The sequence below is a fragment of the Fulvimarina manganoxydans genome (assembly GCF_900176465.1).
GTDB classification, from domain to species: Bacteria; Pseudomonadota; Alphaproteobacteria; order Rhizobiales; family Rhizobiaceae; genus Fulvimarina; species Fulvimarina manganoxydans.
In genome coordinates, this window is record NZ_FWXR01000019.1 from 18,857 (window position 1) to 33,145 (window position 14,289).

At 64.1% G+C, this 14,289-nt stretch carries 12 protein-coding genes; 6 read left to right on the forward strand and 6 right to left on the reverse strand.

Going from position 1 to position 14,289, the window contains the following annotated elements; translation table 11 throughout:
• Window positions 1-83: 83 nt before the first annotated feature.
• The 5 genes from B9A15_RS17145 to B9A15_RS17165 form a co-directional block, all read right to left on the reverse strand.
• A complete protein-coding gene (locus tag B9A15_RS17145) occupies window positions 84-1,025 on the reverse strand; it encodes a dihydrodipicolinate synthase family protein (protein WP_084411751.1) in 942 nt (313 codons plus the stop codon).
• A 201-nt stretch (window positions 1,026-1,226) separates the two neighbouring features.
• A complete protein-coding gene (locus B9A15_RS17150) occupies window positions 1,227-2,576 on the reverse strand; it encodes a TRAP transporter large permease (RefSeq protein ID WP_170923341.1) in 1,350 nt (449 codons plus the stop codon).
• A 5-nt stretch (window positions 2,577-2,581) separates the two neighbouring features.
• On the reverse strand, window positions 2,582-3,097 hold the full coding sequence (locus tag B9A15_RS17155) for a TRAP transporter small permease subunit (protein WP_084411753.1): 516 nt from the start codon (window positions 3,095-3,097) through the stop codon (window positions 2,582-2,584).
• Between the two features lie 118 nt (window positions 3,098-3,215).
• Window positions 3,216-4,292, reverse strand: a complete 1,077-nt coding sequence (gene dctP / locus B9A15_RS17160; protein WP_084411754.1) for a TRAP transporter substrate-binding protein DctP — start codon at window positions 4,290-4,292, stop codon at window positions 3,216-3,218.
• A gap of 362 nt (window positions 4,293-4,654) precedes the next feature.
• A complete protein-coding gene (locus B9A15_RS17165; protein WP_084411755.1) occupies window positions 4,655-5,371 on the reverse strand; it encodes a GntR family transcriptional regulator in 717 nt (238 codons plus the stop codon).
• A gap of 247 nt (window positions 5,372-5,618) precedes the next feature.
• On the opposite strand from B9A15_RS17165, the gene B9A15_RS17170 reads away from it, so the two are divergent.
• Complete coding sequence (locus B9A15_RS17170; protein ID WP_084411756.1) at window positions 5,619-6,977, forward strand: NAD(P)H-dependent oxidoreductase; 1,359 nt, start codon at window positions 5,619-5,621, stop codon at window positions 6,975-6,977.
• 36 nt (window positions 6,978-7,013) lie between these two features.
• Here B9A15_RS17170 and B9A15_RS17175 read toward each other — a convergent pair whose 3' ends face one another.
• Complete coding sequence (locus tag B9A15_RS17175; RefSeq protein WP_084411757.1) at window positions 7,014-8,582, reverse strand: adenylate/guanylate cyclase domain-containing protein; 1,569 nt, start codon at window positions 8,580-8,582, stop codon at window positions 7,014-7,016.
• Between the two features lie 220 nt (window positions 8,583-8,802).
• Here B9A15_RS17175 and B9A15_RS17180 point away from each other — a divergent pair, with 220 nt between their 5' ends.
• The 5 genes from B9A15_RS17180 to B9A15_RS17200 all read left to right on the forward strand — a co-directional run bounded on the left by B9A15_RS17180 (window position 8,803) and on the right by B9A15_RS17200 (window position 14,274).
• Complete coding sequence (locus tag B9A15_RS17180; protein WP_084411758.1) at window positions 8,803-9,585, forward strand: polysaccharide deacetylase family protein; 783 nt, start codon at window positions 8,803-8,805, stop codon at window positions 9,583-9,585.
• A complete protein-coding gene (locus B9A15_RS17185) occupies window positions 9,582-10,457 on the forward strand; it encodes a GNAT family N-acetyltransferase (RefSeq protein WP_084411759.1) in 876 nt (291 codons plus the stop codon). Before B9A15_RS17180 ends, B9A15_RS17185 begins: the two co-directional genes overlap by 4 nt.
• 255 nt (window positions 10,458-10,712) lie before the next feature.
• Window positions 10,713-11,978 carry a glycosyltransferase family protein gene (locus B9A15_RS17190; RefSeq protein WP_244557010.1) on the forward strand — a complete coding sequence of 422 codons (1,266 nt, stop codon included), beginning with the start codon at window positions 10,713-10,715 and terminating at the stop codon, window positions 11,976-11,978.
• Window positions 11,975-13,135, forward strand: a complete 1,161-nt coding sequence (locus B9A15_RS17195; protein ID WP_084411761.1) for a glycosyltransferase family 4 protein — start codon at window positions 11,975-11,977, stop codon at window positions 13,133-13,135. Before B9A15_RS17190 ends, B9A15_RS17195 begins: the two co-directional genes overlap by 4 nt.
• On the forward strand, window positions 13,135-14,274 hold the full coding sequence (locus B9A15_RS17200; protein ID WP_084411762.1) for a glycosyltransferase family protein: 1,140 nt from the start codon (window positions 13,135-13,137) through the stop codon (window positions 14,272-14,274). The genes B9A15_RS17195 and B9A15_RS17200 overlap by 1 nt, the downstream gene beginning before the upstream one ends.
• The last annotated feature ends 15 nt before the right edge of the window (window positions 14,275-14,289 follow it).

The window sequence follows — 14,289 nt, forward strand, 5'->3', positions numbered from 1 at the left end:
CTGCCAAGAAGAAGCCCCCTGGCGCGGTGACGGCGCCAGGGGGCTTTGTCATTTCTTAAGGGGCAGGTTGAGTCGAACGGGCCTCAGCCGAGCGTCTTCGACCACTCGGAATACCAGTCCCTGAACAGATTATATTGCGCTTCGACATAGCCCTTCTGAGCGGGCGTCAACGCATCGGTCTCGTTGAAGTGCAGCGTGTATTCCGCGTCGCCGCTCAGCACCATCAGATGCTTGTAATAGAGGACGAGGTCCGGCCCTTCGTCGAAGGAGGCGAGCACATAGAGCGCCTCGTCGAGTTCCTTGGCCTTCACCCGCGCTTTCGCATCGCCTTGTGCAGCCTTCTGGCAAAGCTCGATGAGATGCAGAACCTCGCGGGGCAGGGCATTGCCGATGCCGGTGATCGTGCCCGTCGCGCCGCAATTCACATAGCCGTGGAAGACATTGGTATCGACGCCGGCCATGAGGACGACGTCCTCGCTTCCCGAGGTGATGTTCTCGGCCGCATAGCGCAGATCGGCCGCGCCGCCGAATTCCTTGAAGCCAACCAGATTGGGATGCTCGGCGCGTAGGGCGAAGAAGAGATCGGCACGTGTCGCAAAGCCATAATAGGGGCTGTTGTAAATGACCGCCGGCAGGTCGGGCGCCGCCGAAAGCACCGCTTTGAAATGAGCCTTCTGAGCCGTCGGCGAGACGCCGCGCGACAGGACGCGCGGGATGACCATCAGGCCCTTGGCGCCGACCTTGGCGGCATGGGCCGCATGGGAGACCGCGCTCTTTGTATTGACCGCGCCTGTGCCGACGATGACCGGCACCCCGGCATCCGCGAGGCGCTTCACGCCCTCTTGGCGCTCTTCATCGGTCAGGAGCGGCCAATCCCCCATCGAGCCGCAATAGACGACCGCCGACATGCCGAGATCGACCAACTCGCGGCCCTTTTTGACAAGCGCGTCGAAATCCGGCGTGCGATCGCTTGTCGCCGGTGTCATTAAAGCCGGGATGCAGCCGGTGAAGATCGAATTATCCATCAAGGAAGTCCTTTCTGACGAGACGGGAGCGGCGGGACGGGCTCGTCCGGCACCGCCGCGTGAGGATTGGTCGAGGCGTCGAATGCGGACCGAAAACTCCAGAGAGGGGCGTTCGGCGCGGCATGCGGGTGTTCGAATTCGTGTCTGAGACCAAGGCCTGCGGCTATCGGCTCAAAGTGCGAATGTTAGGGATCGCTGCGCTCAGAAACCGACGATCTGCGACGGAAGCCATGTGGCGAGCGCCGGAAAGAGGGCGACGATCAGAAGCGTTGCCACCTGCAGCAGGATAAAGGGCACCACGCCGCGACACATCTGGCCATAGGTCATGTCGCTCGGTGCGATCGACTTCAAATAAAAGATCGACGAAGCCATGGGCGGGGTCAGATAGCTCGTCTGAATGACGATGATCACCAAAGTGCCGAACCAGACCGGATCGATCCCCGCCGAGCGAATGAAGGGCGTGAAGAGCGGCACGCAGATGAGGACGTTCGCGGTCCAGTCGAGAACGAAGCCGAGCAGGAAGACGATCAGGAGGAAGAAGACGATCATTCCCGCTTCGCCGAGACCCGCACCCGCCACCGCCGAGCGGATCAGGCTGGAGCCGCCATTGGCCGCGAAGGTGCCCATGAACATGGTGCCGGCCGCCACGATCAGCAGGATCATGGCGGAGATGCGAACCGTGATGTGGAGCGATTCGCGCAGCATGGCGAAACTGAAGCGGCGATAGGCGATCGACAGGATCAGGGCGCCGACCGCGCCGACGGCGGCGGCCTCGGTTGGCGATGCGATTCCGGCCAGAAGCGATCCGAGAACGGCGACGATGAGCGCGATGATCGGCGCAAGCGAGGTCGCGGTTAGCTTCAGTTTGTCCGCGAGCGAGACATCGAGGAGCTCGTCGGCCCCGGCCGATCCGGTTTCGAGGGCGCTCGCTCCCAGAGACACTGGCTGGCGGCGCCGGGCGATCGAGCCGTCGACGAGGATATAGACGACGAAGAGAGCGACCATCAGGAGACCTGGCAGCATCATGCCTGCCAGGAGTTCGCCCACCGACATCTGCGCGAGCGAGGCATACATGACAGCGATCACGGAGGGCGGGATCATGGTCCCGAGCGAACCGCCAGCGCAGATCGTGCCTGCGATCAGGCTGTTGTCGTAGCGCATCCTCTGCATGGCCGGAATCGCCATCATGCCGATCATCACCTCGACGGCGCCGACGACGCCGGCGGCGGCGGCAAAGACCGCGCCCATGGCAATGGTCGCGATGGCGAGCCCGTTGGGCAGGCGCGCCATCCAGAGCTGCATGACCTTGAACAGGCGTTCGGCAATGCCCGACCGCTCGAGGATCGCGCCCATGAGGACGAACATCGGGATGGCGGCCAGGATGAAGTTCGTCGAGGCGGAATAGAACGAGCCATAGAGCTGGGCCGGGGCCAGCATGCCGAAACGGGCGAAGCCGGCAGCCGCCGCGACGAGGGCGAGCGAGAAAGCGATCGGAATGCCGGCGAGGACGAGCGCGAACAACGCCGGAAACATCAGGGAGGCGACGAGCATGGTGATCAGGCCTCGATCTCGAATTCCGCTTCAGTGCGGCCGAGAGCCGCGCGAAGGCCATGGGCGAGGATTTGGAGGGCGAGCGCGACGAGACCGAGCGCGATGAAGGAATAGAAGGGCCACATCAGCGGCGCCCAGGGGCTGACCATCTCGACCTCGCCGCTCTGATAGGCGCGCAGGGCCCGACCGATCGCCACATAGGCGAGAGAGGCGAAGATGGGCGCGAGGCAGAAGAGGAAAATCACGGCCTCGATCCCCAAACGCAGGCGTCTCGGCATCCGTTCGGCGAGAAAGTCGATCCGCACATGGGCGTCCTCGCGCAAGGCATAGGCGGCGCCGAGCACGAAAAGAACGCCGGTGCACATATAGGAGATGTCGAAGGCCCAAAGGGTCGGGGCGGCAAAGACATAGCGCGCGACGACCTCATAGATCATCGCGGCTACCAGGATGAGCGTCACAGCTTCCGCCAACCGGAACAGGGCGCGGGAGACGGCGTCGACCAATTTGAGAATGGGGGTCATCGTCGAGTTCTGTCCCTTGGCGGGTGGGGGCTGAGGCGAGCGTCCTGCCGGCCGAGGTGGAACGATCCGACGGGCGGAGGCGCCCCTTCCTCCGCCCGCCATCCAGCAGGATGGATGATCAATCCTGATTGCGGATGAGATAGCTGCTCTCGGCTGCCCAGCTCTTCTCGAAAGCCATGTAGTTGGCGAGAAGTTCAGCCATTTCGGGCTTGCCTTCGCTCTTCAGCGTCTCGGCCTTCTTGGTGATCCAGTCGACGCCGGCCTCCGAAAGCTCGGTGACGAATTCGGGATCGAGCGTGATGATCTCGTTCGGGCCCTTGCGATAGGTTTCCAGCGCTTTGACGTCCTCGGCATAGAAATGCAGCAGTGCCTGCATGGTGGTGAGATCAGCCGCCTTCTCGATCAAGGGCTTCAGCTCGCCGTCGAGCGCGTCCCATGTCTCCTGCTTCAGAACCACTTCCCAAAGGAAGGTGGGCTGATGGACGCCGGGCACGATGATGTATTTCGCCGCTTCGTGGAAACCTTCCGGCAGATTGCCCGAGGGCGGGCCCCATTCGATCAGGTCGACGCCCTTGCGCTGGAGGAGCGTATAGATCTCGCCTGGCGGCACGACGGTCGGCACCGCGCCGAAATAGTCCTTCATGACCTCGGCCCAGGGACCGGAGGTGCGGTATTTCAGGCCCTTCAGGTCCTCTGCCTTGCGCACGGGCACATTGGAATGAGCCATGATCTCGGAGGAGCCGATGCCCACGACGAGGCTCTTGAAGCCTTCGGAGGCGCGGAAGTCGTAGAGCGCTTCCTTACCGCCGCCCTCATAGATCCAAGTGATGAAGGCTTCCGGCCCCATGCCGCCTGGGAAACCGGCGAAGATCGCGTTCATCGGGTCCTGATTGACGCGGTAGCTGGGGGTCGAGTGACCCGCCTGGACGACGCCATCGGCGACGCCCTCATAGACCTGGAGCGCAGGGACGAGAACGCCGGCGCCGAATGGCTCGATGTCCACGCGCCCGTCGGTGAGAAGCTCGACATTGTCGGCGAAGCGCTCGAGGAAATTGACGTAGTAGGGCGAGCCCTCCGGAACGGAGGTCGGGACCTGCCATGTGACCTCCTGGGCGAGGCCGTTGGTGGGGACGGCCGGCATCATGGCCATGAGGATCGGCGCGGCGAGCGCCCAGCGCTTCATTGTCTGGAGCATCGAATGGTCCTTCCGGCTGTTCGAGCACGCGGCTCGCGTTTGACGACATGATCGAGAAAGGCGCGAACGACCCCGCGCAGCCGCCATGGCGGCTGCGTGCGCGAGTGGTTCCTCGCGATCGTCGGCGACCCTTCAGCGGGTCTCGTTCAGTTGATGACGAAAAGCTAACCCAAGCGGGGGATGCTGTCCACGCTGAAAATACAAAAAAAATACATGAAGCTTGGTCAGACAGCCTCGGTCTCGATATCCGGGGTTTTCGCGACGACAAGAGATTCGGCTCAAGGACCGTTCTGCCCGATCGCGACGGTGTCAAATGCCTGGAACCTGCGCGCTGGAAAGAGCTTGGATGCGGCGCCCCGTCGTCAGAGGGCGATGTCGCCATTGATGCGCCGATCGGCCGCGATATAGGCCTGGATCTGGCGAACGATCTGGTCCGCATGCGCTTTCGCAATTCGATCCGCCGCCTCGACATCGCGTGCCTCGATCGCAGCGACCATCGCCTTGTGCTCGTCGAGATAGGCGCGCGGAAGTTCGTCATTGAACGAGGAATAATAGTAGCGCAGGAGCCGTCGTCCCTCGTCGAGCAACCGCTCGAAGAGCTCGATATAATAGGGGTTCCGGCCGGCCTTCGCGATCGCAAGGTGGAAATCGCGGTTCACCTCGATCATCGCGGCGACGTCACGCGCTGCGACGGCTTTGGCGTAGCCGGCTTCGAGGTCGTGGATGCGACCAATCTCGCCATCGTCCCGATGTTCTGCTGCAAGTCGCGTCGTCACCCGGTACATCAACGTCAGCGCGTCGAAGAAGTGCGAGAGTTCGAGGAAATTGATCGGGGCGACCACCGTCGAGCGATTAGGGAGCGTCACCACCAACCCTTCGCTGGAGAGGCGGATCAAGGCCTCGCGGATCGGCGTGCGGGACATGCCGAAGCGCTCGGTCAGTTCCGTCTCGTCGACCGGGCTACCCGGCGCGATCGTCAGTTCGAGGATCTCGCGCTTCAGCATCTCATAGGCCGTGGCGACGCCGGAGCCGCGGCGGGGCCTGGTCGAGGCCTTGAGGGTGACGTCCTTGTCCTGCATGAGCTTCGTCCCGAATCCTGCCGCCGCCGATCTAGAGGACCGGCCATCTGGCGCGACAGATAGGACGGAATCGACGCTCGTTGCGGTCGTTGATGTCAGGAAAGTGCGATGGCACCAAGCACGGATTGCGGAAAGTGGGGACGAGCCCTCTTTCACGCCATCATGCTAGCGAAGGCCGACGGTCTGCCCTAAGGCCGCATGCGGCGCCGGGTTCCGAAAGAGGGTGCCCATATCAGGGAGGACATCCATGAATCTCTACAGGCTGTTGAAGCGCCGGGAGGATGAGGGGCGGCCGGTGCGCGTCGGGCTCATCGGCTCCGGGAAATTCGGCTCGATGTTCCTAGCGCAGCTTCGCCGGACACCGGGCATGCATCTTCTCGGCATCGCGGATCTCTCCGCGACGCGGGCCCGCGAAGCACTCGCTCGCACCGGCTGGGACGTGGAAGCGGCCGTCGCGCCCGATTTCGAGACCGCACTCAAGACCGGCCGCACCGCGATCACCGAAGATCCGGAGGCGCTGATCGCGGCCTCGGGGCTCGATGTCGTCGTCGAGGCGACGGGCAATCCCGCCGCCGGCATTCGTCATGCTCTGATCGCCGCCCGCGAAGGCCGGCATATGGTCATGGTCAATGTGGAGGCTGACGTTCTGGCCGGCGCCCATCTGGCGGGGGAATTCGACAAGGCCGGCCTTGTCTATTCCATGGCCTATGGCGATCAGCCGGCGCTCACCTGCGAGTTGATCGATTGGGCCCGGGCTTGCGGCTTCAAGGTGGTCGCGGCCGGCAAGGGCACGAAATATCTTCCCGCCTATGCGGCCTCGACGCCGGACACGGTCTGGGACCATTACGGCCTGACGCCGGAAGAGGCCGAAGCGGGTGGTATGAACCCGCAAATGTTCAATTCGTTCTTGGACGGGACCAAATCGGCGCTCGAAATGGCGGCGATTTCCAATGCGTCCGGGCTTCTGGCGCCGCGAGGCGGGCTGCTCTTTCCGCCGGCCGGCACCCACGACCTGGCCAATGTCCTGAAGCCGCGTTCGTCGGGCGGCATGCTGGAAGAAGCCGGCATGGTCGAGGTCGTGTCCAGCGTCGAGCGCGACGGTCGCCATGTCTTCGGCGATCTCAGATGGGGTGTCTATGTCACCTTCGAGGCAGCGGAAGAGGCCGGCGTCGGCGCCGATTACGTGCGCCGCTGCTTCCGGGAATATCAGGTGCTCACCGATCGTTCGGGCCGCTATGCGACGCTCTTCCGCCCGACCCATCTCATCGGGCTCGAACTCGGCATCTCGGTCGCGAGCGCGGCTCTTCGCGGCGAGGCGACGGGACGCACGGAAGGCTTCGTCTCCGATGTCGTCGCTGTTGCCAAGCGCGATCTGAAGGCGGGCGAGATGCTCGACGGGGAGGGTGGCTATACGGTTTGGGGCCGACTCGCCCGCGCAGAGGACTCGCTGGCCGCCCGCGCGCTGCCGATCGGCCTTGCCCATGGCATGGCGCTGAAGAGACCCGTCTCGGAAGGCGCGATGCTGAGCTGGGACGATGTGGAAGCGAGCGACAGCGAGGCGGTGTCCATCCGCCGCATGATGGAGGAAAAGGCCCGCGCCGTGTGAGGCGCGAGTGAGCCTGCCTCGATATGAGGTGTGACCTCAGTCCGCCTTCGGGCGCGAGACGATGGCGAGTGCGTCCTGGAGCGTGCGCACCGCTTCGGCCCGTCCGCTTTCACCGAGCCGGTCCGGGTCGATCTCCACCGTCATGCCCGGCATGCGCCTCGACAGGCTCGGCCCGGTTTCGGTTGCCTGACCGATCAGGATCACCCGATAGGGAACGACGTCTCGGCCGATGCCCTTGAAGCGGACCGGCTCCATCGGCTCTGCCAAGACATCCTCGCGCACCAGGGCATAGGTCTCATAGGACAGGACAATACCCCCCGGCTCGGCGATCTGTTCGAGGCGGGCGGCGAGATTGGCTTCCTTGCCGATGATCGTATAGTCCATCCGGCTTTTGGAGCCGAAATTTCCCACGTTGCAGATGCCGGTATTGATGCCGATCCGCGCTTTGAAGGGATGCTCGACGCCACGCTTTCGCCAATAGGCTTCGAGTTCGCCGAGGCGCTTCTGCATGGCGATCGCCATCGCGACGCAGGCTTTCGCGTCCTCCGCGACGCCGCGGCTGGTCGGATCACCGAAAAAGGCGACGATCGCATCGCCGATGAATTTGTCGATCGTCGCACCATAGGCTTCCGCGATGGTCGACATCTCCGTGAAATATTCGTTCAGGATCACCGTCAGGTCTTCCGGTTGAAGGCGGTCGGCCGTAGCCGTGAAATCCTTGATGTCGGAGAAAAAAATCGTCAGCTTCTTGCGATCGGTGGAGATTTCCGTCGGTTTGGTGCCGGAAAAGATCGAGTGGAAGACCTGGAGCGGAATATATTTGGATATGCCGTCAGAGACGCGGCTCAGAAAGGCGTTCTTGGTTTCCAATTCCTGGCTGAGGGCCTCGAAGCGCTTGGCTTTTCGAAACTGCACTGCGGCGACCATGAGACCACAGGCGCCGGCTGCTACCATATAGGTCATCAGCCATTTGAAAGCCCAGAGATTGAGCGTCAGCGGCTGACGCACCCGAAAGACCTGGAGGCCGCGAACGTCGCCAACCTTCCAGTCGGTTTTCGGACTGTCGGGATGGGTGTTGTGGCAGTTGACGCAGGCTTGCTCCATGACGAGCGGCGTCGCGACGGCGATTTGCCGTGTCAGGAAGTTGCCGGACACGTCGATCACGCGCGCGGCTGGATCGCCGGACGCTTCGAAGGTCGCGAGAGCCTCCTCCTCGAAAGGCGATAGTCGATAGGGCTCGCGGTTCAAGAATGGATAGTGAGAGACGAAACTGTATTCGACCTCTTTCTGCCGGGCGCGGATTTCCTGGCCGAGTTCGATCGACAAGGTCGCGGGCACCGGAATGCCGCCGGAAACGGCATGATAGGCGTTGAGCGGCGTCGCCTTGCCGCCCGCTGCAACCACCCGGTCGACGATATTGCGAGCGTAATAGGTTCGGAAGATCGAAATGACCGCATTGAGCGTGTTGGCTTGGCTCGTCAAATTCTGATCGGACAGATTGCGCAGGTCGAGCCAGACGCAGACTGGCAGAGCGAGGATCGCGGTCATGACGACTATGACAAGCGCGAGCGGCTTATCGAGGATCCGTTCGACGGACTTAAGCATGAAGACGGTCCGGCTCGTTCAGATGGCGATCCCGAGAGAGAATACCCATATGACGCTCCTTGAGAAGCTGAAATCGCCGCAGCTCTCTCGCGGGCGCATCTGATTTGAGTGCGCCTCTCGGCTCCTGCGACCTGCCAATGAGCCGGTTCCGCGCGCCAAGCCGGTTCGCGCCCGCCGGTGCCATCTCCTCTTTGCGGCAGCTTTCCTCTATGGCGGGGCCATGACCGACTTCTCCGATCTCTCACGCGAACTCGATCGCTGGCTGGATATGGGGCGCAAGGCGAACCTTTGGTGGCGCGACGACGACGCTTGCCGGGCGAGCCCGGCGCTGACGCGTCTCGTCGCGGCCGCCCGCCGACATCATGTGCCTTTGGCGCTCGCCGTCATTCCGGCGCGTCTCGATGGCAGTCTCGAAACCTTTATCGAAGAGGAGGGTGGCGCCGACGTTACCATCCTCCAACATGGCTTTGCCCATGAAAATCATGCGGCCGCCGGTGGTCGTGCCGTCGAATGCGGCGGCGCACGGCCGGCGGAGGCGGTGATGGCGGAGTGTGCCGAAGGGCATCGCAGTCTTCGCTCGGCCTTCGGCCGGCGTTTCCGTAAGGTCATGGTGCCGCCCTGGAACCGCATTGAGGGCCCGGTCGCCGAGGCGCTGCCGGCGGCGGGCTATGAGGCGCTGTCGGTCTTCGGCCCGCGCCCGGTCGCTCTGGCCCCTGAAGGGCTGATGGAAGTGAACGCCCATCTCGATCTTCTCACATGGAAGGGCGGTGCGCGCTTTGCCGGCGCCGAAAAGCTCGTGCGTCTCTGCGCCGAACGGCTGGAAGACCGTCGGCTTGGCCGATCCGATTCGGCCGAGCCCTTCGGCATTCTCACCCACCATCTCGATCATGACGAGGCGACCTGGGATTTCCTCGATCGCCTTCTTGCCCTCCTCGCCGCTCATCCGGCCGTGCGTTGGCCGAGCGCGGCCGAGCTTTTCGATGCCAAAGAGCGCGCGACATGAGCGCCGTGGTCCGACCGGCGGGCGAGGCGGATATCGAGCCTGTCGCGGCCCTGCTCCACGAAAGGATGAACGCCAAGATCGCGCCGGAGCGCTGGCGCCGTCTTCTCGACTATCCCTGGCGCCCGAAGGGTGTCGAACGGGGCTGGTTGGTCGAGGACGCCGGGCGCATCGTGGGCTTCATGGGGACGATCTATAGCGACCGGCCGACTCGGCTCGGCCCGCGCCGCTTCTGCGACCTCTCCTCCTGGTATCTCCTCGCCGATTATCGCGGCGACGGGACGGGCGATCGTCTGCTGCGCTCAGGCATGGGGCGTCCCGACGTCACCTATCAGACGATGACGGCGCGCCGCGCGACGGGGCGCAAAATCCGAGCCCTGGGCTTTTCGATTCTCGATGCGACCCGCAGCCTGTTCTCGCCCGATCCCACGCGCCCGCCATTCACCGTTATCGACGAACCGGAAATGATCCGCCAGCGTCTGACGCCGGAGGAACGCGATGTCTTCGATGCCCATCGCGGGCTGGCCATCCATCAGGCGCTGGTCGGAGTCGGCGACCCGAAGGCCGATGGAGGACGCGGCATCTGGCTCCTCTGGCAGCGCAAGCTGAAGGGCGATGCGATCGCCTATCACGACGTCGTCCATGCATCCGACGCGCGATATCTTTCGGCTGAAGCTTCGGCGATCGCGGCGAGCATGGTCAGCGGCGATCGTGGCGTCCTCTCCATCGACACGCGTTTCATGAACCCGCGAGACGATCAGGGCACGGTCGAGACGATACCGCTCGCCAGATGGTATCGCTCGCTCGATCTGTCTCCCGGCGATATCGACCATCTCTTCTCCGAGGTTTTGCTCCTCGATCAGAAACTGCCTTGACCGTCGCTCTTAGCTCCATCTGCCTGATTTATTTGGATGGCTTGGTATTCGGCCGGCCGCTCCGGCGGGTGGTCGGATGCGATTGGGAGGCCTTGCGCAGCCGTTCGAGGAGGGGGCCGCCCCTGTCGCTGCGTTGCGCCACTCGCCGGCGAGATCGCACAAAGCCTTCTCTCACGGGCTTGATCGGGCTATCGCGACGCAATAGGACAAGCAAATCCACTTGGCGGAAGATCGATGACGTTGCCAGGAGTGAGGATGCAGGGCCGGCCTCCGCGCGTTTTGATCTATAGCCACGACACGTTCGGCCTGGGCCATCTGCGCCGATGCCGCGTGATCGCCCAGGCGCTCGTCGCCCATCGGCCCGATACGACGGTGCTGATCATTGCGGGCTCGCCCGTCGTCGGCTCCTTCAGCTTCCCACCCCAGGTCGATTTCATTCGCGTGCCAGGCGTCACCAAGCTCGGCGCCGACAGCTATGCCCCGTCCAATCCCGGCCTGACCATCGAGGATCTGACCGAGATCCGGTCGGAGATCATCAAGAAATCGGCGGAGATCTTCGCGCCCGACATCTTCCTTGTCGATAAGGAGCCGCTCGGCATGCGCGGCGAGGTGGAGGCTTCGCTCCACCATCTGAAGGCAGCCGGCACGCGGCTTGTCCTTGGCCTTCGCGACATCATGGACGAGCCGTCGCGCCTTGCCGAGGAATGGCGCCGCAAGGAGGCCTTCGACGCGCTCGAACATCTCTATGATGAGATCTGGGTCTATGGCTTGCCGGAAATCTGCGACCCTCTTGAGGGAATCGGCGTATCCGACAAGGTGCGGCGCAAGGCGGTTTTCACCGGCTATCTCCAGCGGGCCGATGACCCCTCCGGCGCGCTGCCCGAGGGCATGCCGGCCGAGGGCGAGGAAAAGCCCTTCATCCTGGTGACGACCGGCGGCGGCGGCGACGGCGCCATGCTGGTCGACTGGGTGCTGAGGGCCTATGAAAGCGACCCTTCCATCGGCGTCGGCGCCAAGATCGTCATGGGGCCGTTCATGGACTCCTCGAATCAATCGGATTTCCAGCGCCGGGTCGCCCGGCTTCCCGATGTCGACGCCATCACCTTCGCCGCGAGCATCGAGCCCCTGTTCGAGCGCTCCCTCGGCGTGGTCGCCATGGGCGGCTACAACACCTTTTGCGAGATCCTCTCCTTCGACAAGCCGGCCATCATCGTGCCGCGCCGCCAACCCCGACTTGAGCAGGAAATCCGCGCTCGCCAAGCCGAGAAGCTCGGCCTGACCCGTATGCTGAGCCCGGATTTGTCGGATGATGCGAGCCTGATGGCCGCCGGCATCCGGGCCTTGAAGACCCAACCGCGCCCGCGTTCAGCCGCCGTGCCGGACATTCTGGGCGGCTTGTCGGCCATCTGCAATCTCGCCGATGCGGCCTTTGCCACCTCCGGTAAGGCGTCGACGCCCTCTGTCGTGCCCCATCACTTCGAGCCTGTGCGCCGCCCTGTCTCCGGCTCAGGACACGGATGAAAATCGCCTTCTATGCGCCGATGAAGTCGCCGGAGGACCCTCGTCCCTCGGGCGATCGAACGGTGGCGCGACAGCTTCTCGCCGCGCTTCGGCTTGGGGGCCATGAGGTGGACATCGCCTCGACCTTTCGTAGCTGGGACAGCGGTTCGCCCGAACGCCAGGCGCGGATCGAGGCTCTTGGCAGGCGCCTCGCAAACCGCATCGTCAAGCGCGCAAGGGGCGGACCGCGCCCCTACGATCTCTGGTTCACCTATCATCTCTATCACAAGGCGCCGGACTGGCTCGGACCTCTCGTCGCTCAAAGCCTCGCCATTCCCTATGTCGTTGCCGAGGCCTCGGTCGCGAACAAGCGGCGGGAGGGCGCGTTTGCGACGGGCTATCGGGGGAGCCTCGAAGCGCTTCGTGCGGCCTCGCTGGTGGTCGGCCTCAACCCGGCCGACCGCGCCGGGGTCGAGCCCCATTTGCTGCCAGGGGCGGCCTATCGTGACCTGCCGCCCTGGCTGGATGCGCGGCCTTTTCTCCAGGCGTCGTTGAGCCGTCCTGAGGCTCGTAGCGCGCTTGCCGCCCGGTTCGCCGGTTCGGTCGGGCCCGAGCCGATCCTCCTTGCCGTCGGCATGATGCGTAAGGATCAGAAGCGGCTGTCCTATCTTTGTCTGGTAGAGGCTCTCGCCCGCGTCTCCCAGCCGTTCAAACTGGCGATCGTGGGGACCGGGCCGGTCGAGGCTGAGATCAGGCAAGCCTTCGCGCCTTTCGGGGCGAATGTCGTCTTTCTCGGCGCGCAGCTGCCCGAGGCGATGCCGGAAATCTATGCCGGCGCCGATCTCCTCGTCTGGCCCGCGATCAAGGAGGCCTTCGGTATGGCGCTTCTGGAAGCGCAAGCCGCCGGAACGCCGGTGATCGCAGGCGCGAGCGGTGGCGTCGCCGCGATCGTCGAGGACGGCGTCACGGGCCGCCTGACACCGGAGGGCGATGCGGCGGCTTTTGCGGCCGCGCTTCAGGACTGCCTTGCGGCGGGCGATCGCCTGCGGGCAATGGGGGAAGCCGCGCTTGGCCGGGTGGCGGAGCGGCACGATCTGCCGGCCGCGGCGAAGGCACTCGACGCGATGCTTCAGACGCTTGCCCGAAGCACCGACCCGTTCCTCTCAAAGGCGATCTAATGCGCGTTCTCTTTCATGTTCAGCATCTTCTCGGCGTCGGCCATTTGAGACGCGCCGAACTGATCACTGAGGCACTCGCCGACAAGGGCGCGGAAGTGACCGTCGCGCTTGGCGGCCATCCTGTGCGGGAGATCGCATTTTCCCGCTCGCACGTGGTCCAACTGCCGCCGACCCATATTCGTGGCGCCGATTTCAAGACGCTTTATGACGAGGCAGACCGGCCGATCGACGAGGCGTGGCGGGAAAGACGCCGTGACGCGCTTCTCGATCTTTATCGCGCGGTTCGGCCCGACATCGTGCTGCTCGAACTTTATCCCTTTGGACGCTGGCGCTTCGGTTTCGAGTTGGAGCCGCTCCTCGAGCTTGCCGGCCGAGACAAGCCGAAGGTCAAATGCATCGCCTCCGTGCGCGATATCCTGGTCGAGACCAAGCGCCCGGAGCGGTTGGCGAAAGGCCTTGAAATCGCCAAGGCCCATCTCGACGCCGTGCTCGTCCATTCCGACCCGGCGCTCTTCACCTTCGGCGAGACCTATCCCCATGCCGACGAGATCGCCGACATCACCCGTTATACCGGCTATGTGACCGAGCCCGCGAAACGCGGCAGCGGCGAGCCGACGGGCGACGTCATCGTCTCGGCCGGCGGGGGCGCTGCGGCCGGCGATCTCATGCAGATCATTCTCGACGCCCGTCCGCTGACGGCGCTGAGCGATCGCGTCTGGCGTCTCTATACGGGCCCGCGCTGCTCGCCCGAAGCCTTCGAGGCCTTGAAAGCGCGCAGCGGGCCGACGGTGATCGTCGAGCGATTTGCCAGCGACTTCCAGGCCCAGCTCGATCGCGCGGCACTTTCTATCAGCCAAGCAGGCTACAACACGGTGATGAATCTCCTCCGGGCCGAAGTGCCGGCGGTCGTCGTGCCCTATGACGAGGGCGAGGAGACCGAGCAGATTTTTCGTGCCCGGCGCCTGGAAGCGCTCGGCCATCTCACGGTCCTGCCGACGGCGCAGCTATCCCCCGAGACGATGGCCGAGGCGATCGGCCGAACGCTTGCACATGAACAAAGTGTCGAGCGCCGGCCCATCGATCTCGAAGGGGCGGGCCGGACGGCCGACATCTTGATGGAACTCGCGGGATCGGCTTAGCAGGCGGGCGCGATG